21 protein-coding genes, 1 tRNA gene and 2 pseudogenes are annotated in these 23104 nt (G+C 70.8%); 6 read left to right on the top strand and 18 right to left on the bottom strand.

What is annotated here, in order from left to right; genetic code table 11:
• Window positions 1-8 precede the first annotated feature (8 nt).
• A complete protein-coding gene (locus tag QP090_RS04030) occupies window positions 9-200 on the bottom strand; it encodes a hypothetical protein (protein ID WP_285937080.1) in 192 nt (63 codons plus the stop codon).
• Between the two features lie 38 nt (window positions 201-238).
• Here QP090_RS04030 and QP090_RS04035 point away from each other — a divergent pair, with 38 nt between their 5' ends.
• Window positions 239-928, top strand: a complete 690-nt coding sequence (locus QP090_RS04035; protein ID WP_285937081.1) for a cytochrome P450 — start codon at window positions 239-241, stop codon at window positions 926-928.
• Window positions 925-2052: pseudogene (ispG, locus tag QP090_RS04040) on the top strand (flavodoxin-dependent (E)-4-hydroxy-3-methylbut-2-enyl-diphosphate synthase); the annotation flags it as partial. The gene QP090_RS04035 and the pseudogene ispG, both read left to right, overlap by 4 nt.
• A gap of 97 nt (window positions 2053-2149) precedes the next feature.
• On the opposite strand, the gene QP090_RS04045 reads toward ispG, so the two are convergent.
• Window positions 2150-3331: a LuxR C-terminal-related transcriptional regulator gene (locus tag QP090_RS04045; RefSeq protein WP_285937082.1), complete on the bottom strand. Its 1182-nt coding sequence runs from the start codon at window positions 3329-3331 to the stop codon at window positions 2150-2152.
• A 550-nt stretch (window positions 3332-3881) separates the two neighbouring features.
• Between QP090_RS04045 and QP090_RS04050 the strand changes: the two genes are divergently transcribed.
• Window positions 3882-4019, top strand: coding sequence for a hypothetical protein (locus QP090_RS04050; RefSeq protein WP_285937083.1), 138 nt, complete (start codon window positions 3882-3884; stop codon window positions 4017-4019).
• 330 nt (window positions 4020-4349) lie between these two features.
• On the opposite strand, the gene QP090_RS04055 is transcribed toward QP090_RS04050, so the two are convergent.
• The 3 genes and pseudogenes from QP090_RS04055 to QP090_RS04065 all read right to left on the bottom strand — a co-directional run bounded on the left by QP090_RS04055 (window position 4350) and on the right by QP090_RS04065 (window position 7980).
• Window positions 4350-5588: a DNA sulfur modification protein DndB gene (locus QP090_RS04055; RefSeq protein ID WP_285937084.1), complete on the bottom strand. Its 1239-nt coding sequence runs from the start codon at window positions 5586-5588 to the stop codon at window positions 4350-4352.
• Window positions 5589-5944: 356 nt separating this feature from the next.
• A pseudogene (locus QP090_RS04060) lies at window positions 5945-6882 on the bottom strand (IS5 family transposase).
• A gap of 117 nt (window positions 6883-6999) precedes the next feature.
• Window positions 7000-7980, bottom strand: coding sequence for an SRA domain-containing endonuclease (locus QP090_RS04065; protein WP_285937085.1), 981 nt, complete (start codon window positions 7978-7980; stop codon window positions 7000-7002).
• Between the two features lie 468 nt (window positions 7981-8448).
• Here QP090_RS04065 and QP090_RS04070 point away from each other — a divergent pair, with 468 nt between their 5' ends.
• Entirely contained in the window at window positions 8449-8586 is a 138-nt protein-coding gene (locus QP090_RS04070) for a hypothetical protein (protein WP_285937086.1), read from the top strand.
• Window positions 8587-8680: 94 nt separating this feature from the next.
• Here QP090_RS04070 and QP090_RS04075 read toward each other — a convergent pair.
• Window positions 8681-8756, bottom strand: a tRNA-Asn gene (locus QP090_RS04075).
• Window positions 8757-8871: 115 nt separating this feature from the next.
• Here QP090_RS04075 and QP090_RS04080 point away from each other — a divergent pair.
• The gene (locus QP090_RS04080) at window positions 8872-9216 is read left to right on the top strand and encodes a YtxH domain-containing protein (protein WP_432763006.1); all 345 of its coding nucleotides are present in this window, start codon (window positions 8872-8874) and stop codon (window positions 9214-9216) included.
• Here QP090_RS04080 and QP090_RS04085 read toward each other — a convergent pair.
• The 10 genes from QP090_RS04085 to QP090_RS04130 all read right to left on the bottom strand — a co-directional run bounded on the left by QP090_RS04085 (window position 9213) and on the right by QP090_RS04130 (window position 19026).
• A complete protein-coding gene (locus QP090_RS04085) occupies window positions 9213-9710 on the bottom strand; it encodes a hypothetical protein (RefSeq protein WP_285937087.1) in 498 nt (165 codons plus the stop codon). The genes QP090_RS04080 and QP090_RS04085 overlap by 4 nt on opposite strands.
• A gap of 17 nt (window positions 9711-9727) precedes the next feature.
• Window positions 9728-11047: an amylo-alpha-1,6-glucosidase gene (locus tag QP090_RS04090; RefSeq protein WP_285937088.1), complete on the bottom strand. Its 1320-nt coding sequence runs from the start codon at window positions 11045-11047 to the stop codon at window positions 9728-9730.
• A gap of 63 nt (window positions 11048-11110) precedes the next feature.
• Window positions 11111-11920 carry an HAD family hydrolase gene (locus QP090_RS04095; RefSeq protein ID WP_285937089.1) on the bottom strand — a complete coding sequence of 270 codons (810 nt, stop codon included), beginning with the start codon at window positions 11918-11920 and terminating at the stop codon, window positions 11111-11113.
• Complete coding sequence (locus QP090_RS04100; protein ID WP_285937090.1) at window positions 11917-13080, bottom strand: cysteine protease StiP family protein; 1164 nt, start codon at window positions 13078-13080, stop codon at window positions 11917-11919. Before QP090_RS04100 ends, QP090_RS04095 begins: the two co-directional genes overlap by 4 nt.
• Entirely contained in the window at window positions 13077-14516 is a 1440-nt protein-coding gene (locus tag QP090_RS04105) for a phosphoribosyltransferase family protein (protein ID WP_285938566.1), read from the bottom strand. The genes QP090_RS04100 and QP090_RS04105 overlap by 4 nt, the downstream gene beginning before the upstream one ends.
• A 5-nt stretch (window positions 14517-14521) precedes the next feature.
• The gene (locus QP090_RS04110; RefSeq protein ID WP_285937091.1) at window positions 14522-15724 is read right to left on the bottom strand and encodes an HpcH/HpaI aldolase/citrate lyase family protein; all 1203 of its coding nucleotides are present in this window, start codon (window positions 15722-15724) and stop codon (window positions 14522-14524) included.
• 317 nt (window positions 15725-16041) lie between these two features.
• Complete coding sequence (locus tag QP090_RS04115; RefSeq protein ID WP_285937093.1) at window positions 16042-16620, bottom strand: TerD family protein; 579 nt, start codon at window positions 16618-16620, stop codon at window positions 16042-16044.
• Window positions 16621-16646: 26 nt separating this feature from the next.
• Complete coding sequence (locus QP090_RS04120) at window positions 16647-17777, bottom strand: DUF475 domain-containing protein (RefSeq protein WP_285937094.1); 1131 nt, start codon at window positions 17775-17777, stop codon at window positions 16647-16649.
• A gap of 31 nt (window positions 17778-17808) precedes the next feature.
• Window positions 17809-18387 (bottom strand): TerD family protein, encoded by a 579-nt coding sequence (locus QP090_RS04125; RefSeq protein WP_285937095.1) that lies wholly within the window; start codon window positions 18385-18387, stop codon window positions 17809-17811.
• 63 nt (window positions 18388-18450) lie between these two features.
• Window positions 18451-19026: a TerD family protein gene (locus QP090_RS04130; protein ID WP_285937096.1), complete on the bottom strand. Its 576-nt coding sequence runs from the start codon at window positions 19024-19026 to the stop codon at window positions 18451-18453.
• Between the two features lie 207 nt (window positions 19027-19233).
• Between QP090_RS04130 and QP090_RS04135 the strand changes: the two genes are divergently transcribed.
• Window positions 19234-20481, top strand: coding sequence for a molecular chaperone DnaJ (locus QP090_RS04135; RefSeq protein ID WP_285937097.1), 1248 nt, complete (start codon window positions 19234-19236; stop codon window positions 20479-20481).
• Between the two features lie 74 nt (window positions 20482-20555).
• Here the strand turns inward: QP090_RS04135 and efeB are convergent, their stop codons facing one another.
• Both efeB and efeO read right to left on the bottom strand, forming a co-directional pair.
• The gene (efeB, locus tag QP090_RS04140; protein ID WP_285937099.1) at window positions 20556-21845 is read right to left on the bottom strand and encodes an iron uptake transporter deferrochelatase/peroxidase subunit; all 1290 of its coding nucleotides are present in this window, start codon (window positions 21843-21845) and stop codon (window positions 20556-20558) included.
• Entirely contained in the window at window positions 21842-22981 is a 1140-nt protein-coding gene (gene efeO / locus QP090_RS04145; protein WP_285937100.1) for an iron uptake system protein EfeO, read from the bottom strand. The genes efeB and efeO overlap by 4 nt, the downstream gene beginning before the upstream one ends.
• Between the last annotated feature and the right edge of the window lie 123 nt (window positions 22982-23104).

The raw sequence follows: 23104 nt of genomic DNA on the forward strand, positions 1-23104 counted from the left end.
TCGCCCTCTCACCGTCGCGCGGGAAGCCGGACCGGTCCGGTGGTGACGGCGGTGACGTCGGCGGACGACGGCAGGATCATGTTGACGACCATCAGCGGCTGGTGGCAGTTCGGGCAACTGTGCGCCTCGCCCGCCTGCCCGGCCGCGTCCACCACCGCCAGGCCCGAGGACGCGGCCGGGAGCGTCCGCGTGCCCGGCACGGTCAGGGTCTCGCGCGCCGGAGTCTCGGGTGCGGCGGGTGCGCAGGTCTCCTCGGGTGCCCGGCCGGCGGGGCGGCCGGGCCGGCGACCTGCTCAGCACGCTGGTCGCCGTCCGCGACGAGGACGACGGCCGGCTCAGCGACAACGACCTGTTCGTGACCGTGATGACCCTGCTCGTCGCCGGCTACAAGACGACCGCCGCGCAGATCGGCAAGGGCCTGCTCACCCTCTTCCGGCACCCCGGGGCGCTGGCCGCCGCACAGGCGGGCACCGATGACGCGCACCTGCGCGCGGTGTCGGAGGAGCTGCTCCGCTACGCGCCGCCCGGCGCCGGCTACGGCATCGCCCGGTACGCCGTCGAGGACGTGGAGGTCGGCGGCGTGACGATCCCCGCCGGGTCGACCGTCTTCGTCGCCCGCCACTCCGGCAACCGCGACGACGCGCACTTCCCGGACGCCGGGACGCTCGACATCGCCCGCGGCACCGCCAACCAGCACCTCACCTTCGGCGCCGGCCCCGCCTTCTGCCTCGGCGCGCCGGTCGCGCGGATCGAGCTGGAGCTCGCCTTCGACGCCCTGCTGCACCGGCTGCCCGGCCTGGCACTGGCCGTCCCCGAGTCGGACATCCCCTGGAGCAGCGACAACGCGGCCCAGGCCCCCGCCGCGATCCCGATCATCTGGGACGGCCCCGCCGCCGAACGGCTCCGAGCGACCGGAGGACCCCGATGACCGTCGGACTGGGAATGCCCAAGCTTCGGACCGAGGACCCCGTGCCGTCCCCGGCGCCGCGTCGGGTGTCGCGGCGGATCATGGTGGGTGGTGTGCCGGTGGGTGGGGATGCGCCGGTGTCGGTGCAGTCGATGACGACGACGTTGACGGCGGATGTGAATGCGACGCTTCAGCAGATTGCTGAGTTGACGGCGTCGGGTTGTCAGATCGTGCGGGTGGCGGTTCCGTCTCAGGATGATGCGGAGGCGTTGCCGGCGATCGCGCGGAAGTCGCCGAAGTCGCCGATCCCGGTGATCGCTGATATTCATTTTCAGCCGAAGTATGTGTTCGCTGCGATCGAGGCGGGTTGTGCGGCGGTGCGGGTGAATCCGGGGAATATCAAGAGGTTCGATGACAGGGTGGGTGAGATCGCTCGGGCGGCGTCGGGGGCGGGGGTGCCGATCCGGATCGGTGTGAACGCGGGGTCGCTCGACAAGCGGTTGTTGGAGAAGTATGGGAGGGCGACGCCTGAGGCGTTGGTGGAGTCGGCGTTGTGGGAGTGCTCTTTGTTTGAGGAGCATGGGTTTGGTGATATCAAGATCTCGGTGAAGCACAACGATCCGGTGGTGATGATCGAGGCGTATCGGTTGCTTGGGGCGGCGTGTGATTATCCGTTGCATCTGGGTGTGACGGAGGCGGGGCCGGCGTTCCAGGGGACGATTAAGTCTTCGGTGGCGTTTGGTGCGTTGTTGGCTCAGGGGATCGGTGACACGATCCGGGTGTCGTTGTCGGCGCCGCCGGTTGAGGAGGTCAAGGTCGGTACGGCGATCTTGGAGTCGCTGGGGTTGCGGCAGCGGGGTCTGGAGATTGTGTCCTGTCCGTCGTGCGGTCGGGCTCAGGTTGATGTGTACACGCTGGCTGAGCAGGTCACTGCGGGTCTGAAGGATTTCCCGGTGCCGTTGCGGGTGGCGGTGATGGGGTGTGTGGTCAATGGTCCGGGTGAGGCTCGTGAGGCCGATCTCGGTGTCGCCTCGGGCAACGGCAAGGGCCAGATCTTCGTCAAGGGCCAGGTCGTCAAGACCGTCCCCGAGGCCCAGATCGTCGAGACCCTCATCGAAGAGGCCATGCGCATCGCCGAGGAGATGGGCGTCGACGTGGACGCCCTGGACACCGAGCCGCTGGAGTCCATCGCCCCTGACCCGACGGGGCGGACGGCCGGAGGTGCTCCGGCCGTCCGTCGTCTCAGTCGAGGGCGGTGGCGACGGGCTGCTCCCGGATCACCCAGCCCGCCACGTTGACGCGCGAGGTGCAGTTGAGCTTGCGCATGACGTTGCGGACGTGGTTGACCGCCGTCCATTCGGCGATGCCGAGTCGGCGCGCGATCTGCCGGTTGGTCATGCCCTGCGCCACCAGCATCGCCACCTCCTGCTCCCGCGGCGTCAGCGGCTGCGTGTGCGGCGCCGTCCTGGGCTCCTCGGCCGGTTCGGGCGAGTGCAGGTCGCGGCTGAACGACCGCACTGCGTTCAGCATCCGGAACCGCGGCTCGTCGCCGGGCGAGGCGACGGGGACCAGCAGGTTCTTGTCCACCAGCGTCTCGACGATCTCGGGCGCGATCCCGGTGCCGGCCATCGGCGAGAACGCGTCCTCATGGACCGCCAGCCTGCGGAAGACCGCCTGCTCGGGCCCGGTGAGCCGCTCGTAGCTCCACCCGATCGCCTCCCGCATGCTGGAGTGGTGCGACAGGGTGGGACCGCCGTACAGCACGTCCTGCCCGTCCCGCAGCCGGTTGAGCAGCTCGCGGGGACGGAACAGCTTGAGCCGCGCCGCCGCGAACTCGATCGCCAGCGGCAGGTCGTCGAGCAGCTCGCACAGGTCGTCCGCCTCGGCGCCGTCGGCGGAGGCCAGCGAGAACCCCGGCCGGACCGCGACGGCGCGCTGCCGGAACAGCTCCACCGACGCGACGCGGGCCAGCGGCGGAACCCGCAGGACCCGTTCCCCGTACAGGTGCAGCGGCTCCCGGCTGACCAGCAGCACCCGGATCCGAGGCCGCTCGGCGAGCAGCCGGGGCAGCCCCGCCGCGAGCGCCTCGGTGAAGTGCTCGGCCTGGTCCAGGATGATCAGCCGACCGGTCTCGCCCGGTGCGGACAGCGCCTCGAAGACCGTCTCGGCTCGCTCGTGGCCGGCCAGGTCCAGGAACTGGGAGCCGCCGGCGAGATCCTCCATGAGCGCCAGCGCAAGCCGGGTCTTGCCGACCCCCGCGGGCCCGGTCATGGTCAGCAACCGTACCGAGGGGTCGGCGAGCTGCTGCCGCAGCAGCCCGAGCTCGCCGTCCCGTCCCACGATCGGCGCGAAGGCGGCGGCCCCCGGCCCGGAGCGCGCGCCCTTCCCCGCCGAGAGACGTGACTGGATCTGCCCTGACGCCATCCCGTACTCCCTCGACATGAAGATCACGCCCAGTCGCCGATAGATATCAAATGAGATGCGCATAAGCGGGAAAATGTTCACTTCGCGGAGGACTCCCGGACACGGGTCCGGCGGTCACCACCGCCCCCGCCCGCACCCCCGCCCCTCCTGCACCATTCGCACACAAAAAATACCCCCGGCCGGGGCCGGGGGTATCGCGGCTAGCGGGGGCCGATCACGTTGCAGGGGCGCCGCGACCTCCCTGAACGACCGATGGTCCGCGGCGCCCCGAACCGCCGGCGCCGCAAACCGAGTGATCTCACAAATCACTCTGTGTAGGAGAGTAGTCACCCCCACACCGACAAGTAGACCTTTTCACGAACTTCCAAAAAGCCGCCGGCGCGACGATCTACCAAATAACCCGACAGAACCCGTATCAGGCAAATACCATCTCATTCCCAAAGATTCCTTATCGCCCTATGCGGACCGGCCGAGGAGGGGGGTCGGAGCGTCGCCGGCGAGGGCTGGGGCAGCCGGTGCGCACCTTCGGGACGCCGCCGCGGAGGCCAAGGTGATCGCCACCGCGACCGGCGTCGACGCCGCGCTCAACCTGACCCTGCCGAGCGACCGGCTCACCGCGGTCGCCAGGGCCGTCCGCCCCGGCGGGCGCCGACTTCGTCCGCCTGCACACCACCGGCTCGGCCGGTAAGCCGAACAAGGCCGGGTCCCGTCTCGTGGAGACGGGACCCGGCCTTGTCATGTTCGCGCTGAGATGGCTCCCGCGATTGGACTCGAACCGGCCACTGCAGTGCGTTCCGATCGGCAGAGGCTCGGTAGCTCGCCGGACAAAGCCCCAGCCATCCACTGGACTCCAGGGGAGTCCACCCCGGTTGCTACTCACTTTGGTACTCGCCCCCGAGCAAGCCGTCTGAAAGCTGCAACTCGGAGCCACAGAGCGGAACGCCGCCGCCTCGGCGATGCCGATGACGGCGGCGTGAACCGACTCTAGACACCATCAGATGTCCGCGACCCGCTTTGACTAGGCCGACTCGGAGGCGAGCTGATCGACCTCCTCATCCTCTTTCGAAAGCCCCCTCGCCTCAAGTAGCTCATTGATGTGGGGATCCTCACAGATGACCGTCAAGAGAACAGCAGCCGCCGTCTCCCACGCGGTACGGCCCGCCTGAAGCTTGCCAGTCTCCGGATCGATGAGATTCCCAGCGAAGACGGTGTCTTCAGTCGTGATGTCAGCCGTCTTGGGGGTCCGGTCGAAGCTGACCTTGTCGAGCGCCCTTACGGCGTCCGTAATCGGGATCTTCAGACCAGTGTTTGCCTGATAGACCGCGAAGGCGATGGCGTACAGCACGCCAGCCGAGGTCAGATAAGTGGCCTCACGCAGCTCGGGCGCCTTGATCTCGCCATCGACGATGTCAGCGAAGCGGACCAGCTCTCCGAGAGCAGTCCAGAATTCGATCAACTTCTCGCGAGCCCCGTCGGCATTACTATCGATCAAGCCCTCGAACTTGGCGTTGACCGCCTTGTCCATGGTGGCAGGGCTGCGGTAGCCATTTCCAACCAGGAGCAGTCCAGACACGTACCTCACCGTCTTGAACGAGAAGAGCTTTGATGAAAGCTTCCCGGGATTATCCTTGAAGTATTCGACCCGGTCGTTGAAGAGGGGCACGACCTCGAACAGCTCACTCAGCTCACGGTTGATGGGCTGCCGCCGGTCCATAGACTGGGCGAGCGAGGCCGTCGGCGTCTTGACATTACGCTGAAGGTCTGTGAAGTCCTGAGCGCGGCGCTTGGGGCTGTCCTCAATGACGATGATCATCGGTTGTCCAGACCGCGCGAGCCGATCCAGAACGGGGTCGTCGTCGTCACGAGTACTCACGATGTGCTCATGGGCACCGATACGGTGCTGTCCGTCACCGATGTCAAACTTCGCGCCGATGTCCACCGACAAGGTGCCGATCTTCGCAGCGTCACTTTCCGTCGTAACGCCAGGAAGCTCCGCAGGAGTGAAACTAGCTTCCTTCGAGGTCAGGTAAAGCACGGCCGCCCCGAGGACGAAGTGCTCCTCTTCGACGAGGTACTTGACGATTCCCTGTAGGTGCTTGGGGTCGCGCGGGCGGTTGCCGTGGACGCTCGTCTTCACAGGGTCCCAAGCTTCCGGCTTGGAGACCATCCGGACCAGGTCGACCGGGCTCATGGCAGTGACCAGCATCTGGCGGCCGCCCTGCTGGTAGCCGATCACGGGAATGTGGATCTTGGGCATTTGCCCCTCCAGGGTTCATGACGCAGACCAGGGTTGGCCAGGGGGGCGCCATGAATTGCCGCAGACGCTACTACGCAGGAATTCATGATCACAAGTCGCGATATCTTGCGTAGACTTCGATCCATCCAACATCAGCCGGTCTGTGCGATGCGGCCGGCGCCCCTTCGGTTCGCCTTCAAGCAGCACACCGCCCCGGACGGCAGGGGCCCGCCGGATGAGGTCGAGCCCTTGCCGTCGTCAAGCTAGGCGCAGAGGTAGTGAAAGCCGGGCTTCGGGTGCATCAGGAAGTCGTGGTGGGAGATGTTCCAGGCGTAGGCGCCGGACATGGAGAAGGCGACTAGGAGCTGTTTCCTGGATCAACCTCGGAGCCAGATGATCAGGGTCGCGAAGGTGATCGTCCCGAGGTAGATGTAGGCGCGTTTGTCATACCTGGTGGCGACGGCACGGTGGTTCTTGAGCCTGTTGATCGCTCGTTCGACGACGTTGCGTTTCTTATACCGCTCGGCGTCGAAGCCGGTCGGGCGGCCTCCGGCCGAGCCGCGCCCACGCCGGTTGGCGCGCTGGTCACGGGGCTCGGGAATGGTGTGCGAGATTTTGCGTCGTCGCAGGTAGGAGCGGCTGGCGCGAGAACTGTACGCCTTGCCGGCGCTGAGGTAATCGGGCCGGGTCCGGGGCCGTCCCGGCCCGATACGGGGCACCGAGATCCTCTCCATGACGGCCTGGAACCGGGGACTGTCACCATGCTGGCCAGGCGTCAGGACCAGCGACAGCGACCGGCAATGACCTTCGGCGGACAGGCGGATCTTCGTAGTGAAACCGCCCCGGGAACGGCCTAGGCACTCGCCTGCGCCACCACCTCCGCCAGCCGGGCGGACAGGCCCACCAGCACCGGATCGCCCCACTTTGTCACGACCGGTCCCCCCTTTTCAGCAGGAACCGGCGGCGGAGGTTTCCTGGGCGCCCCAGCGGCGTGCTGATGCGCCCGTGCGGTCGTGGAGTCCACCGACACCTCCCAGTCGATCCGGCCTGCGCCGTCCTGGGCCGCTTGGATCGCAGTCAGCAACCGCTGCCACGTGCCATCCGCCGACCAGCGGCGATGCCGCTTATAAACCGTCAACCACGACCCGAAACGCCCCGGAAGATCACGCCAGGGCACCCCCGTCCGCACCCGGAACAACACCCCGTTGATCACCAACCGATGATCGACCCAACGACCCCCACGCGCCCCACCGGCCGACAGCAACGGCTCCAGCAGCTCCCACTCCGCATTCGTCAGATCTCCTCGACCACCCATACGACCAGCGTGAACGCAAGGACCTGATCAAATCAGCCGATCCGGGAAACAGCTCCTAGCCCGCGACAGAGGTGTGGTCACTCAGTTGGTCACCCGCCAGGCAGCCCCGCTGACCGTTCACACCACCCCAGGAACACCCACGTACGTGGTTCCATCCCAGTACGCCAACCCGATGCCGACCGACTCCAGAAGGGCGCGGAGGTCCTCGTGCGGCACTGCGGGGAGGAGCACCACGCGCTTAGGGTTTTCGGGCTGGACATGTCGGCTGTAGTCCAGCAGCTGACCGATGGCCATCCGCACGTCTTCACGCTTGGTCGTGCCCTTGAGCTCGTACAGCACGTGACCTTGCACGTCATACAGGTCGGTCATCAGGATGCCTGTGAGTCCCTTGACCTTGATCTGGAAGCGCTTCAGCTCACGCCCCTGGCCTGCCATGAAGGCGATGAAGTCATCCGCAAGGTTCGCCTCTCGCCGCTCCGCGATCGTCTTGGGCCCGGCCGACCGCGAGCTCTTGGTCTTCTTGTTGGTCTCGGGCTCCACGATGGCACTGCTCGTGACGTCAGCGGGAACGGTGATCGCGCTCGTCTCCGGTGCGGGCGGGATGACGTCGTCCGGGAGGAGCTCGTATTCCTCTTTCGCCGGCCGCATCCGAAAGACGATCACGCGCCGCATCACGTGCTGCTTGTTCGGCGCCTCCCGCAGCACGTACGGCTCGTACTTGTCGAGCTCAAACCGTCCCAAGTAGCGGTGACGCCGTGTCCCGGTACCGGGCACGTTGCCAACTGCCTTGAAGACCCTCAGAGTTCGCCCATCATCGACATGATGCAAGATCGCACGGTTACCGAAGCCGCTACGTCCCTCGAACGTCTGGTCACCCTCGCCATGACCTGTGTACTCCCACACGCGGCCGTGCTCGTCTTCTTCTTCCAGCCAGCCGTCGTAGTACCCGAATTGCTCGCCAACCAACGGGTCTGTGTAGATCACCACGTTCGGCTCGCTCGCCGACGGGCAGATCCCCCCTTGAGGACTCCCACCGAAGATCGGCATGATCTCGGCCCGCGTCTTGATCTCCCCCGGCAACACCTGCGCATCCACCATGCGCAGCACCCTAGCCAGCCCCAGCGACACTCCGTTCAGCTAGTCATCATCGCAGTTTTACAGCACTCACCGCGGACCTATTAGTCGCAAGTCACCCGAACGAGATCCGCATGCGTTAATCACAAATCCTTCTGTCGGCTTCTGTCACCGTGTCTCCCGCCCCCGCGCCCCGCGGCTTGACGATGAGCAACGGCACGTTCGACTCCACGAGGACCCCAAGCGCAAGTCGGCCCGGCCGGCACCGGGCAAGCGTCGGAGCCGTGGCGACGGTGGAGGACTTCACTGGGATGAGGACCGTCAGCGGTGAATCGCACCGCTCACGGTCGGATACACACCCGCCGGAAAGCGCATCGTGAGGAGGGCCAGCGACAGGACCAAGACTGGCGCGCTAGCAATGCTTAAAGAAGATGCGGGAGTACAAGGACGGGCTTCCACCGGAGGACGACAGCCACACCGTGGCCCAGGCCGTTGCCGACTGGCTCAATCGCGCTGTTGGTCGGGCACAGCGGCACCCAGGTCACGGAGAAGGTGTACCGGCAGCAGATTCGGCCCGTGATCCAAGACGGCGCGCCGGCGATGGACCTGATCTTCCCGCACCCCAACTAGACCGTCCGGGTACTCACTTCGGTACTCGCTACAAACGTCGGGCCCGCCCTCGACGCCGAGGGCGGGCCTGACCTGTGCTTACGGGCGCAGCGGATGGCTCCCGCGATTGGACTCGAACCAATAACCTGCCGGTTAACAGCCGGCTGCTCTGCCGATTGAGCTACGCGGGATCGTGCTCGCTCGCCGGGGCCGTTGCCCCTGCCAGCGCGTCCAGATTAGCGCATGCCAGGGGCTGCTCGCGCACGCTTATCGGGGCGCGGGACTGGAGGCCGGGTTCCTGGGTAGGTGGAGGACACGAATCCGCTGCACCGGGGGTTGGACATGAAGTACCGCGCGACGTTCATCGCGGGTGCCGCGGTCGGCTACGTCCTGGGGACGAAGGCCGGGCGCGAGCGCTATGAGCAGATCAAACGCACCTCACGGCGGGTGGCGGAGAACCCGACCGTGCAGGAGGCGGCCGGGGTGGTCCGCGCCAAGGGCGAGGAGCTGGCCGGGGCCGCCAAGGACAGGGCCGGCGACCTGGCGACGAACGCGCGGGACCGGGTCCCCGACCAGATCGGCGACCGGATCCCCGGCGGGCGGCGGGTGCCGGCGGAGTACCGGGACCCGCGCAGCGAGAGCCTGCGCTAGAGGCCCGTCTGGCGGCGCAGGTCCTGGAGGATCTGCTCCGCGTGGGCGCGCAGGCCCGGGTCGTCCGGGTCGAGGCCGGCCTCGAAGACGAACGACCAGCGGACGCCGCCCCCTTCGGCGGGGCGGCGTCCGGCGATGCGCACGCCGCCGCCACCCGGGAGGCGGGCGTGATGGGTGAGGACGACGGTCGCGGTGACGCGTTCGCGCACGGTCTCGGGCACCGAGCCGGGCTCGGTGAGCCGCACGTGGTGCTCGGGGCCGCCGGAGGTCTGCTGGACGTGCAGCCAGCCGTCCTTCCACGACGCCTGGTCGACGCGTTCCCAAGGGACGCTGGTGAAGCCGCCCTCGGCGGAGGGCAGGCGCAGGGCGGTGGTGGTCGCGACGACGAACGACCCGCCGCGGGTGGGCGCGTGCGCGAGGACGCGCTCGCCGCGGTCGAGGGCGAGCGCGTCGCGGACGGAGGCGGGCAGCCGGGCGGCCCGGAGTAGGCGCATCCCCCCAAGGTAGGCGATCACGCCGCCCAGGGCGCGCGGCGGGCCCCGAGCAGGTCCAGGACGACCGCCGCCGACCACGAGTGGTCGTGGCCGCCACGGCCGGTGCCGTCGAACGGGTCGAAGTACTCGCGGAACCCCGACTGCCGGACGAGCCGCAGCGTCGCCCCGTACAGCAGGTCGGCGATCACCGGGAGGCCGTGCGCGAGCGCCCCGTGCCAGAGCAGCCAGTTGGTGTTGATCCAGGTCGGGCCGCGCCAGTACCCGCCGCGGTCGAAGGCGGGCGCCTGGATGTCGCAGGTCGGCACCGGGTACCCGGCCGCGCCGGCGAAGCGGGCCGACAGCAGCAGGTCGACGAGGTGCCGGACGATCGGAGCGGGCAGCCCCGGGTCCATGAGGGGGCCGAACGCGGCGACGGTGACGACGGGCAGGAGCCGGCCGGCGCGCAGGTCCAGGGCGCGGAAGCAGCCGCCGTCGCGGTCCCACAGCCGGTCGAGGAGGGCGTGCCGGATCCGCTGGGCCCGCTCGCGGTGCGGCACCGGGTCCGCGCCGATGATCTCCGCGATCTCGGCGAGGGCGTGCGTGGAGGCCAGGTAGGCGGCGTTGACGAGCGGGTCCTCCACCGCGAACGGATGGTCCTCGCGCAGGTGGCCAGGGGCGTAGCCGGCCTCGCGCAGGAGGGTGACCAGCCACACGTAGCGGTCGTAGTCCTCCCCCGTCGGCATGGTGTGCCGGGTGCGGCGCGGCGCGTACCGGGCGGGCGGCAGCCGCAGTGCGCCGAGCGGGCGGTCCCAGGCGGGGCTGTTCTCCAGGCCTGACTCCCAGGGATGGCAGATCGCGACGAGCCCGCTGGACTCCAGATCGCGGGCGCGCGCGAGGTAGCGGTGCTGCGCCACGAGCATCGGGTACAGGCGGGCCAGGAAGCCGCGGCTGCGCTCGCCGTCGGCGGCGCATTCGTGCAGGCGCAGCGCGGCGAGCGCGTGCAGCGGCGGCTGGACGAGCCCGGACGTGGGCACACCGTGCGGCGCGGCGGGCTGCCGGTCGCTGCGCCACAGTTCGGGGCCGGGGAAGTAGGCGTCCCGCGCGATCTCGGTGTTGAAGACGATGTGCGGGAGCAGACCGTCGGCCCACTGCCCGCGGAACAGCGACAGGAGTTCGGCCTCGGCGCGGTCCGGCCGGTGCCGGGCCAGGCCCATGCTGACGAACGCCGAGTCCCAGCTCCACTGGTGCGGGTACAGGCCGGGCGACGGCACGGTGGCCGTCCCGGTCCAGTTGGCGTCCAGGACCCGCGCCGCGGCCTGCCACAGCGTGGTCTCGTCGCCGGTCAGACGGGAGGTCATGGGCTCAGCGTGACCCCCAGGCCGCGTTCTGGCCACCCCCTGGGGCCGGGCGCGTCCGGGCGGTCAGGCATCGGTGGCGCGGGCCAGCAGCCAATCCGCGATCTCCTCGCCCGCGGCGATGCCGGCGGCGGCGGTGACGGCGGTGCCCGGGGAGGACCAGCCGGTGTCGTGCAGCTCGCCGTGCGCGGGCCGGATCGCGGCGCCGGCCGCCTCCAGCAGTTCGATGTCGAGAAGGGAGTCGCCGGCCGCGAGCGTCGTCGTGGCGCCGGTGCGGCGGGCGACCTCCGCCGCGGCGGCGGCCTTGGTCAGCGACTCGGGCAGGCAGTAGACCTTGCGGCCTTGCAGGGACGTCCGCCAGCCGCGTTCGGCGCACCAGCCGGTGAGGTCGTCGACCCAGCCGCCCGGAAGCGCGGCGCGGTCGACGACCGTATAGGCGAAGAGGCCGGACGCGCTGCGCCGCTTGAGGACGAAGTCGCCGCCGGTGGCGGCGAGGCGCTCCTGCACCTCGGCGAGCGCGACACCGGACTCTGCCGTACGGGCCCGTACGGCAGAGGACCAGTCGGCGTCGTCGGCGCCGTCCACCAGAAGGTGACCGCCGTTGGCGCAGATCGCGTACGCGGGGGGCTTCTCCAGCAGGTGCACACGCGCGTACTGCTCGGGGGTGCGCGTCGTCGTGGGGACGAGCGTGGCGCCGGCCGCCAGGGTCTCCAGGGTGCGCGCCGCCGTCTCGGTGACGTACGACAGGGGCGCCCCCTGGTAGAACTCCACGCACAGCAGCCGCGGCATCGTCTCGTCCGGTCCGGTGAGGGCCATCGACGACGCCGAGTAGATGAGCGTGCGGTCGAGGTCGGAGCAGACCAGCACACCGCTCATTGGACGGCCTCCTTGCCGAAACGCGGGTGGATCAGCCCCACGCACGCGTAGGGGAACTCCGCTGGGCCGACCTCCAGGACGGGAACGTCCCGTTCGGCTGCCAGCAGCCGGATGTGCGTCAGGTCGGGCCCGGCGTCGGCGCGGACGAGGACCTTCCAGGGGACGCGGCGCAGCAGCACCCGCGTCGTCTCCCCCACGCCCGGCTTGATCAGGTTGAGGTCGTCGACGCCGTGCGCGCGGCCGACGCGCCGCACCGCCTCCCAGCCCGACCAGTCGGGCGAACGGTCTGCGTCGCGGAGCGCGGGCAGGTCCTTGGCGACGCGTTCGGCGACATCGCCGAACCGCGCGGACACGGTGTCGAGGAACAGTCCGGACACGTCGTCGGCGGCCAGCTCGGCGTAGGACTTCGCGCCGTGGAAGTCGTCCGGGCCGATCAGCGCGTCGTTCAGCACGGTACGGCTGACCAGCCCCGACACGGTCGAGTTGAGGCACGCCGAGGGGATGAGGAAATCGTCGCGGGTGCCGTGCAGGGACGTGCAGCGCCCGGGGTCGGCGAGCACCGCGGGCTCGCCGGGGAACCGGTGCCCGGTCGCGGCGGCGTGCGCGTCGACCGCGGCGGCCAGCTCCCGGGTGATCGCGCCCTTGCCCGTCCAGCCGTCGACGAACAGTACGCCGGACGGATCGTGGTGCTCGGCCAGGAACCGCAGCGCCACCCCGTCGATGCCCCGGCCGCGGACGATGCTGACCGCGTAATGGGGCAGGTCGAGCCCGTGCGCGAACCGCGCCCAGCGCCGCGCCAGCACCCCGACCGGCGTGCCCGCGCGGGCCAGCGAGACCAGCGTGAGGTCGTGGCCGCGCTCGGCGAGGGCCAGCTCGGTGACCATCGCGGCGGCGTAGGCGACCCGTTCGGCCGACGCCTCCAGCGCCTGGTGGAACAGCCGCCGGTAGGCGGGCCCCGGCTGGTACTCCACCGGGAGCGACTCTGCGTAGTGCGCCCGGCCCGCCTGGATGGCGGCCTCGCGCTCCTCGGTGGGCGCCTCCAGCGGCACCGCCGACAGGTCCTTCAGCAGCCACGCGACATCGGCGGCGGGGTAGCTGCCGAAATCGGGCCCGTACAAGGGGTCCGGCAGGCGCGCGCGCGTGCGGGTCCGGGGGCTCACGGGCGCTCCCCTCCCCCGCGGAAGGACGGGACGGTGGCGAGGACGACGGGCGCGAGCGCGGCCAGCCGGGCCAGCAGCCCGTCCGCGAGAGCGCGGGTGTCGGCGACGTCGTCGACCACGAGCACGATCGCGTCGAACGCGCGGGCCGGGTCGCTCCCCGGGGCGACGTTGTAGGCGTACCGCTCGCCCGTCCCGTCGGCCGGGTCGTCGTGTGCGGGGAAGGCCAGCCGCGTGCGGATGGCGTAGCCCGGGTCGTCGACCGCGAGGACCGGCGAACGGGTCGTCGTGGAGAAGCGGACGTCCACGCGCGGGAGCATGTCGGCGAGCGCCTCCGCGAGCCGCAGCGGCGCGTACATCAGCTCCTCTGATCCCAGCACCAGCACCCGCCCCTCGGCGCCGGGCAGCCGCGCGGCGACGCGGCCCGCCATCGCGGGGAGGGCCTCCTCCAGCCGTCCGCGGTCGCCGGGCGAGAACCCGTGCCGCCCGCCGTCGGGCAGCCCCGCCGGCCAGTCCAGATCGGCCCGGACGACACCGAACCCCGTCCCGGGGGCACCGGTCTCCACGGACCCGGCGGAGAGCCCCGCGACGAGCTGCTGGCCGGCCTCCAGGACACCCTCAGGGAGGCCGACCCGCCCGTGCGCGAGAGCGACCACGTCGATCCGGACGCCGAGCGCCGCGGCGAGCGCCTGCGTCCGCTCCCGGTCGTCCGGGCCGCGCACGTCCACCAGCGCGGCCACGACGTAGCGGCGGCGCGGCCGGACGGCGTGCAGCGCCTCGATGGTGTTGAGCACGGTGCGGCCGGTGGACAGCTCGTCGTCGACGAGCACCACCGGGACGTCCCGGTCGAACGCCGCCCGGTCGGCCGGCAGCAGCAGATGGCTGGTGGCGTGGCTGTGCTCCTCCTCGAACCCGCCGTAGGTGCCGAAACCCGCGACGGGACGCCGGGTGGAGTGCAGGTAGTAGGCCCCGCGCAGGGCGTCGGCGACCGAATGCCCCAGCGACGTGGCCGTCTCGGCGTAGCCGAGCACCACCGCGTCGACGGGCGGCCCGGACTCGCCCAGCCGGTCACGGAGCGCGGCGGCGGCGCCGGGCGACCCGCCCAGCGATGCCAGCAGCAGCGGCCCGGACGCGCCGGGACCGGACCCGGCGGCGCCCGTCAGGCGGCCCCGGACCAGCTCGCCCAGCAGCAGCCCCGCCCCGTGCACCAGGCGCGGATCGGTCGGCACGTGCTTGCCGAGCACCGCCGACACCAGCAGGTGCGCGCGGCGCGGGTTGCGCCGCACCGCCAGCCCCACCAGGTCGCCGAGCCCGGCGCCCACGGGCCGCTCACCGTCGTCCAGGAGCACCCCGAGGCGCTTGGCGACCCATTCCCCCGGCCAGACGCCGCCGGACCCCGTACCCGGCTCCCGGAGTGCCCGCGAGTCCTCCACCGGCATCCCGCTCACGCCTGGCCCGCCCGGCTCAGAACCGCGTCGCCGCGCGCCGGCCCCGCGGGGCCGGCGGCGTCGATCAGCTCGACGAACGTGACGCCCTCGGCCGCCACCCCGAACACCCGGGCGCGCAGCATCAGCCGCTCGGCCCACGCGCGGTGCGGCTTGGCCTCGTTCATCTTGTTGGCGTACGAGCTGGCCATCGCGCCGCCACCGGACCAGCCGAGGATGTCGGCGGCGTCGCAGTACTCCTCGTGGGTAACGACCGAGAGCGCGTGCACGGTCGCGACATGGCTCGGATGGATGACCGTCTTGCCGGTCAGGCCGTTGGCCTTGTCAAGGTGCACCTCGCGGATCAGCCCGTCCAGGTCGGAGGTGATCAGCCGCTGCCGCAGCGGCGCGGCGTGCTGCGCCTCGAACGGCGACCGCCGTAGCTGCGGCTTGAACATCCGCTCTCCGGCGGAGAAGTACTCCCACACCGGCCCGGTCACCACGAAGCCGGTGCCGTCGGCCCGGCCGAGGATGTTGACCACGTCGGAGATCGCGCCCGCGACGGGCCGGATGTCGTAGATCGTCAGGTCCGGCGGGCGGCGCAGCCCGTAGGCCGCGGACATGTCGGTGGCGCCCAGCCGGATCGCCAGGATCCGGTCGCGGTGCTTGTCGAGCAGCAGCGCCACGTCCCGCAGCAGCTCAGCGCGGGACTCGGCGTGCACCGCCTCGCGGCTCTCGATCACCGGCATCGCCAGCAGCCGCAGCCCGGTGCGCGCGGCGGTCTCCTCCAGCGCGTCCAGGAACGGGGCCCCGTCCGCGGCGGTGAACTTGGGCAGCACGAAGCCGGTGACGAGCTCGGCGGCGTCGCCGAGCCGGTCGACCAGGTCGGCGATCTGCCCGGGGGCGCGGACCCGGACGAACAGCAGCGGGGCGTCGCCGCCCCGCTCGCGCAGGTCGCGGAACTGGGCCACCGCGTTGGCCTCGGCGTCCGCGACGTCGGCGTCGGCGATGGCGTCTTCCAGGCACACCACCATGCTGGCCACCCCGCGGCGGGCGGCCTTCTGGACGTCGTCGGCGAGCGCCGGACGGGTCGCCGGGGCGTAGAGCGTGGCCCCGAGCGCCACGGCCAGGACCGCCGGATCGTCATGGCGGTCGAAGCTGCGGGGGTGCCGGTAGAACAGGTGCTTCCGGCGAGCGGTGTCGATGTGGTCAAAGTGCCGCATGCACGCAGGTCCCCCCAGGGTCGGCTCCACCGCCCCGCGGCGGGCGGATCGTCATCGGTCCCCGCCCGGGGCCGGTCCCCGGAGCCTTCACAGAATATGTCGCGTCCGACAGCGCATTAGGGTGAATCCACCCACAAATGCTTCGGAATGGTTCTGAATGCCGCCGGGCACCGCACGTCACGGAGCCCGGCGCGCGGTCGCCGCGCCCCGTCACGGCGCGTCCCGTCACGGCGCGTCCCGTCACGGCGCGTCCCGTCACGGACGGAAGCCCCCGGGCACGCCCGGGGGCCCGCACGGCGCCGCGGCGCCGCGTCCGCTCAGAGGTGCTCGGAGACGGCCGGCAGCAGGTGCTGGAACGTGCGGCCGGTGGCGGTGGCGCCGATCGCGGTCATCGACCAGCCCTGCCCGTCCCGGGCCACCTTCGCCATGATCTGGGCGTTGTGCTCGCCCGCGCCGCTCAGGTCGAAGCGGGCCAGCTCCTGCCCGGTGGCCTCGTCGACCAGCCGGCAGAACGCGTTGGAGATCTGCGTGAAGTCCTGCCCGGTGAACGAGTTGACCGTGAACACCAGCTGGACGACGTTCGCCGGGACCTGCTGGAGGTCGACGTTGATCACCTCGTCGTCGCCCTCGCCCGCGCCGGTGAGGTTGTCGCCGGTGTGCAGCACCGAGCCGTCCTTGCTGCGCAGCTGCCTGAACCACACCGCATCGGCGAGGTTGCCGCTGGCGTCGAACAGCAGGCAGGACGCGTCGAGGTCGATCGTCTGCGCCTTGCTCTTGCCGAACCGGCCCTTCTTCTCGACCGCGTCCCAGCCCAGGCCCATCTTGACCTGGCTGAGGGTGCCGCCGCCGGGCTTGGCCAGCGAGACCTTCTGCCCCTTCTGCAACGAGATCGACATCATCGGCTCCTTCGTGGATGGGGGTGTCACACCTGGACGGAGCGCGCCGGCCGGTCGTCGTCCGCGCCGGCGCCGCCGTCGCGGTCCCTGTTGCGCGCCACCGAGCTGACGAACGCCGCGATGATCAGTCCGGCACCCAGCCCGCCGGTGATCCACTCGGACACGTGGTGGCCGATGCTGACCAGCATGCAGACCGCCAGCGCGCCGATCGCCCAGTGCGCGCCGTGCTCGAGGTAGATGTACTCGTGCAGGGTGCCCTTGCGGACCAGGAACACGGTGAGCGACCGGATGTACATCGCGCCGATGCCCAGGCCGAGGGCGATCACGATCGGGTCGGTGCTGATCGCGAACGCCCCGATGACGCCGTCGAAGGAGAACGAGGCGTCCAGCACCTCCAGGTAGAGGAACAGGAAGAACCCGGCCTTGCCGGTGGCGAGCGCCAGCGCGCTCGCCCCGCCCGTGCGGCCCGCGGTCGCGGGAACGGGCTTGTCGCCGGCCTCCCCGTCCTTGCCCTCGTCGTCCTCGTCGTCGCCGGCCACGTCGGAGAACAGCTCGCCCAGCCCGTTGACCAGGATGTAGGTCACCATGCCGAGCACACCGGCGATCATCACCTTGCCCGGCTCGGCCGCGAACAGCCCGGCCACGAAGGCCAGCGAGCCGCCCGCGACCACGACCGAGAGCTGGTCCAGCTTGCCGATGCGGGCCAGCGGGCGCTCCAGCCACGGCAGCCACGTGTCGGCCCGTTCCTCGAACACGAAGTCGAGGAACAGCATCAGCAGGAACATCCCGCCGAACGCCGCGATCATCGGGTAGGCGTCGTTCATCAGCTGGTGGTAGCGGTCGGCGTCGTTCAGCGCGAGGTCGAACGCCTCGACCGGGCCGAGCTGCGCGGTGACCCCGACGATCAGCAGCGGGAAGACCAGCCGCATGCCGAACACCGCGATGGCGATGCCGACGGTCAGGAAGATCTTCTGCCAGAACGGGCTCATCCGGTCCAGCACCTTGGCGTTGACCACGGCGTTGTCGAACGACAGTGAGATCTCGAGGACGGCGAGCACCGCCACCAGCGCGAGCCCGGTGGGCCCGTCGTACAGGAACGCGATGAGCAGGCCCACGACCGTGACGCCGAAGGACCACCCGAAGGTGCGAAGAATCATGCGAGTATTTCTGCTAGGTATGGGTCGACCATCAACCGACGTTGACGCCGAAGTCCATGGCGATGCCGGCCAGACCCGAGGCATACCCCTGGCCGACCGCGCGGAACTTCCACTCCCCGCTGTGCCGGTACAACTCCCCGAACACCATGGCCGTCTCCGTGGAGGCGTCCTCGGTGAGGTCGAACCGCGCAAGCTCGTTGTTGTCGGACCGGTTCACGATCCGGATGAAGGCGTTGCGGACCTGGCCGAAGCTCTGCTGCCGGTTGTCCGCGTCATAGATCGACACCGGGAACACGATCCGGTCGCACTCGGCCGGCACCGCGACGAGGTCGACGTTGATGCTCTCGTCGTCGCCCTCGCCCTCACCGGTCAGGTTGTCGCCGGTGTGCTCGACGCTGCCGTCCGGGCTCCTCAGATTGTTGAAGAACACGAAATGCTGGTCGGACATCACCTTCCCGCCGGTGGAGAGCATCAGCGCCGAGGCGTCCAGGTCGAAGTCGGCGCCCGTGGTGGCACGCACGTCCCAGCCGAGCCCCACGGTGACGGCGGTGAGGTTGGGCGCGGCCTTCGTCAGCGAGACGTTGCCGCCCTTGGCGAGTGATACTCCCATGATCGGGTGCTCCTGTCGGTGTCGTTCGGTCGGTGCTCGGCGGGTTACGACGCCGGATCGCGGTCAGATGTTGACGCCGAAGTCCGTCGCGATCCCGGCCAGGCCCGAGGCGTACCCCTGGCCGACCGCGCGGAACTTCCACTCGGTGCCGGCGCGGTAGAGCTCGCCGAACACCATCGCGGTTTCCATGGAGGCGTCCTCGGTCAGGTCGTAGCGCGCCAGCTCCTCGCCGCCGGACTGGTTGGCGACCCGGATGTAGGCGTTGCGGACCTGGCCGAAGTTCTGGCTCCGGGAGTCGGCCTCGTGGATGGAGACCGAGAAGGCGACCCGCTCGGCGGTGGGCGCCATCGCGGCGAAGTCGACCTTGATCTGCTCGTCGTCGCCCTCGCCGGCGCCGGTGGTGTTGTCGCCGGTGTGCTCGACGCTGCCGTCCGGGCTCTTCAGGTTGTTGAAGAACACGAAGTGCTGGTCGGTGAGGATCTTGCCGGACGCGTCCAGCACCATCGCCGAGGCGTCCAGGTCGAAGTCGGTGCCGGTGGTCGTCCGCAGGTCCCAGCCGAGGCCCACGGTGACCGCGGTCAGCCCCGGCGCCTGCTTGGTGAGAGAGACGTTCCCGCCCTTGCTCAGACTGACACCCACAGTGCCTCCAAGATCGCATGCCGTATCGGACGCCGGTCGGGCGCCTCGATACTCCGACGATGCAGCGATGCTATCCGTTCCCTCCCGCGGGAGAGGATTACCGTTCCAGCACCTCCTCCGGCCGTCCCGCGGCCGAAAGGGGGCCCGGAGACGGTGAACGCATCCCGCGATCTGCGGGAGACTGGACGGCGGGGAAGGGAGGCAGCGTTGCGGGGAGCGGGTGACCAGCGGCGCCGCGGCCGGGGGGCTCAGGCCGAGGCCGCGGCGATCGAGGCCAGGGAGGCGGCGTCCACCGCCTTCTACGACATGGACCAGGCGCAGAAGTACCTGGGCGGCCGGGTCACCGTGTTCGCCGACCTGGACTCGACCGCGGCCGCCCCGTCGCAGCGGGACTTCACCAGGCTCGACGAGGCCGCCAACGCCGCCGCCGTCGCCTACATCTCGGTGCTGGACGCCAACCCGCTCGATGACCAGGACCGGTCACCGGGGGAGTTCGACGAGGCACGCCGGGCGTTCGCCGCCGTCACCGAGCGGCTCCAGAAGATCAACGGCGACCTGAACGGCTTCGCCGAGCGGCTCGCCCCCCGGATGGCCCGGCTGGAGGCGGCGCTCGACCAGCTCCCGCCGCGCCTGTCGGCCGCCCGCGACGCGGTGGCGGCGGCCGACGCCGCGATCGCCGCCGCGCGGGAGGCGGGGATGGACGCCTCCGAGCCCGAGGCGGAGCTGGCGCGGGCCCGGGAGGCGCTGGCGCGGCTGAGCTCCCAGGGGCTCGGCGGGCTCGGCCTCGCCGGGGCGCTGAGCCAGGCCGACGAGGTCCTCGCCATCGCCGAGAGGGCCCGCGAGGCCGCCGCCGAGCTGCCGAAGCTGGCCGGCAAGGTCCGCAACGCGCTGACCTCGGTCCGTACCCGGGCCGACGCCGTCGCGGGCCGCGTCGAGCCGGTCCGCACGGCGATGCGACTGCTGCTGCGCGGCTACTCGCAGGCGTGCTGGCAGGACCTCAGGGGCGCGCCCGAGGCCATCGAAGCCGGCGCGACCCGGGCCAGGGAGCGGCTGAACGAGGCGTCCGAGCTGATCGCGCGGGCCGAGTGGAAGCGGGCCCAGCAGGCGCTGACCGCCGCCCGCGCCGAGCTGAACGCCGCCGACCGCCGGGCCGGGCAGGTCACCGGACGGGTCGCCGAGCTCGACGCGGCGGCGGCCGACCCCGCCAAGCCCGCCGAGGCGGCCAGGTTCGCCGTCCGCGACGCCCAGCGGCTCGCGATGGCCCAGCCGGGGGGCGCGGCGCCGCACCACGCCCGCGTCCTGGACTCGCTCGTCGCCCGTCTCGAACGGGCGCCGAAGGGCCTGACCGGCACCAACCCCGACTACTGGGCCTACCTCCAGGAGCTGGAGTCGGTGAAGACCGCCGCGGGCGACGTGGTGGCCCGCATCCGTTCAGAACGCGCCGGCCAGAGCTGAACGGCGCCCTCAGGGCCCGCAGGACGCTGAGGGCGCCGATGCGGCAGGCCGTGTGCCGAGCCGGCGCCGCCGGGTCAGGTGAAGAGTGTGTCGCCCCAGTGGCCGCCCTGGCGGACGCCGGGCGGGCAGGCGTAGACGCCCGAGCCGACGTGCTGGATGTACTCGTTGAGCGCGTCGGTCGCCAGCGACTGCTGGATCTTGATGAAGCCGGTGCGCGGGTCGCGCTGGAAGGCGATGAAGAACAGGCCCGCCTCCAGGCGGCCCAGCCCGTCGGAGCCGTCGGTGAACGAGTAGCCCCGGCGCAGGATCCGGGCGCCGCCGTTGGAGTCGGGATGGGCCAGGCGGACGTGCGCGTCGGGCTTCAACCGGGCCAGGACGACCTTGTCGCGCTCCTTCGCGCCGCCGGCCGGCGCGCCCTCGCCCTTGTCGCGGCCGAAGACGTCCTGCTGCTCGCGCAGAGAGGTGCGGTCCCAGGTCTCGATGTGCATCCGGATCCGGCGGGCGACCAGGTAGGAGCCGCCCGCCATCCAGTCCGAGCCGTCGCCGCCGGCCGCCCAGACGTGCGCGCCGAGCGGCCCGGCCTCGGTGCCGGCGATGTTCTCGGTGCCGTCCTTGAACCCGAACAGGTTGCGTGGCGTCTGCGCGTCCGGGGTGGTGGACGAGGTCTTGCCGAAGCCGAGCTGCGACCAGCGCACCGCGACCACCCCGAACCCGATCCGGGCCAGGTTGCGGACGGCGTGCACGGCGACCTGCGGATCGTCCGCGCACGCCTGGACGGCGATGTCGCCGCCGCCGCGGTCGGGATCGAGCCTGTCCCCCGGGAAGTGCGGCAGGTCGACCAGCGCGGGCGGGCGCCGCGCCTTGAGGCCGAACCGGTCCTTGCCGTCCTTCTCGAACAACGTGGCGCCGAACCCGATCGTCAGGGTCAGCCGGGACGGCGGCAGCCCTTCGGCCTCGCCGGTGTCATCGGGCGGGGCCACCGCGGGCCCGCCGACCGCGCCCTGCCCGACCGGCCTGCCCGCGGTCATGGCCGCCGCGGCGGCGGTCCACTCCTTGAGCATCCGGACCAGCTTGGCGCGGTCGTCGGTGATCACGTCGAACGCGGCGAAGTGCAGCCGGTCCTGGACGGGGGTGGCGATGCCCGCCTGGTGCGGGCCGTGGAAGGCGACGGCCGCGCCGGCGGGCTCGCGCTTCTCGGCCGCCGACGCGACGTGGTCGAGGCCCGCTCCTGCGGCGGCGCCCACCAGCAGGCTCGCGCCGGAGAACCCCAGCATCCGGCGGCGGGACACGCCCGCGGCCCCGGCCGCCGCGGGCCCGGCCGCCGCAGGCCCGCTCTCTCGTTCCTCTGGACCGGCCTGGCTCACTTGCTCACCGCCCCCGCGAGCTTGGACAGCGGCTCGCCGAGCGCGTTGACGGCGTCGCCGAGCTTCTTGCGGTCGGCCTTGCCGACGGTCTCGTAGGACACGTAGCCGTCGCCCTTCTCGTGCTCGGCGAGCAGCTTCTCGACGGCGGCGAAGTTCTCGTCGAGGTCGCCGGCGAGCGCGGCGTCCTTCTCCTGGACGACCGGCTTGAGCAGCTCGTAGATTTTCTTGGCGCCGTCCACGTTGGCCTTGAAGTCGACCAGGTCGGTGTGGCTGAACGCCTCCTCCTCACCGGTGACCTTGCCGGTGGCGACCTCGTCGAGCAGTTCCTTGGCGCCGCCCGCCATGTCGTTGACCGGGTCGAGGGTCAGGCCCGGCAGCCGGGACTTCAGCACGTCGAGGTCCTTGAGGAGCTGCTCGCCGAACTTCTGCTCGCCCTTGACCGAGCCGTCCTTCCAGAGCGCCTTCTCCAGCAGGTGCCAGCCGGTCCAGCCGGCCTTCTCCTCGGCGGAGAGGTCGGCCTCGCGGGCGTCGATCTTGGGGTCGAGGTCGCCGAACTTCTCCGCGACCGGCTCGATGGTCTCCCATCCGACCCGGGACGGCGCGTACAGCTCCTTGGCCTTGGCGACGTCGTTCTCGTTCACCGCCGCCACGAACTGCTTGGTCTTGGTGATCGTGTCGTCCACGTTGGCGATGACGAACGCCTTGTAGTCGGCCGCGGCCTTGGTCAGCCGCTGGTCGCCGCCGCCGGCGGCCTGTCCGGACACGGTGATGTCCTGGGTCGGGCCCTTGCCGGTCTGCCCGGCGCTGCACAGCACCTTGTAGGTGCCGGCGGCGAGGCTGACCACGAAGTCCACGCTGGTGCCGGGGCCGATGTTCTCCCGCTCGGCGAGGATCTTGCCGTCCGGCTTGAGCACCTCGAACTCGTTCACCTTCGAGCCCTTGTTGGCGACCTTGAAAGTGGTCTTGCCCGCGGGCAGCTCCTTCTTGGCGACCTCGCAGGCGTCGTCGGTCGCGGTCACCCCGATCGCCGCGGCACCCGCCGCGCCCTCGGCGTCCTTCTCACCGCCGCAGGCCGAGAGCAGGGACATCGACAGTACGGCGGCGCCCGTGAGGGCGAGGACCGGGGCAGGGCGCATGAGGGACTCCAGGGGAGAACATATTTGGTTAGGCTCGCCTAAATTAGCCAATGCTAACCTCGGTGCGCCAGTCGCCCCCATGACAGAGCGGCACCCCACCCCGGCTGCGAAGATCAACACATC

Origin of the sequence: Actinomadura xylanilytica (assembly GCF_030283145.1) — a bacterium.
In the GTDB taxonomy this organism is placed as follows: Bacteria; Actinomycetota; Actinomycetes; order Streptosporangiales; family Streptosporangiaceae; genus Spirillospora; species Spirillospora xylanilytica.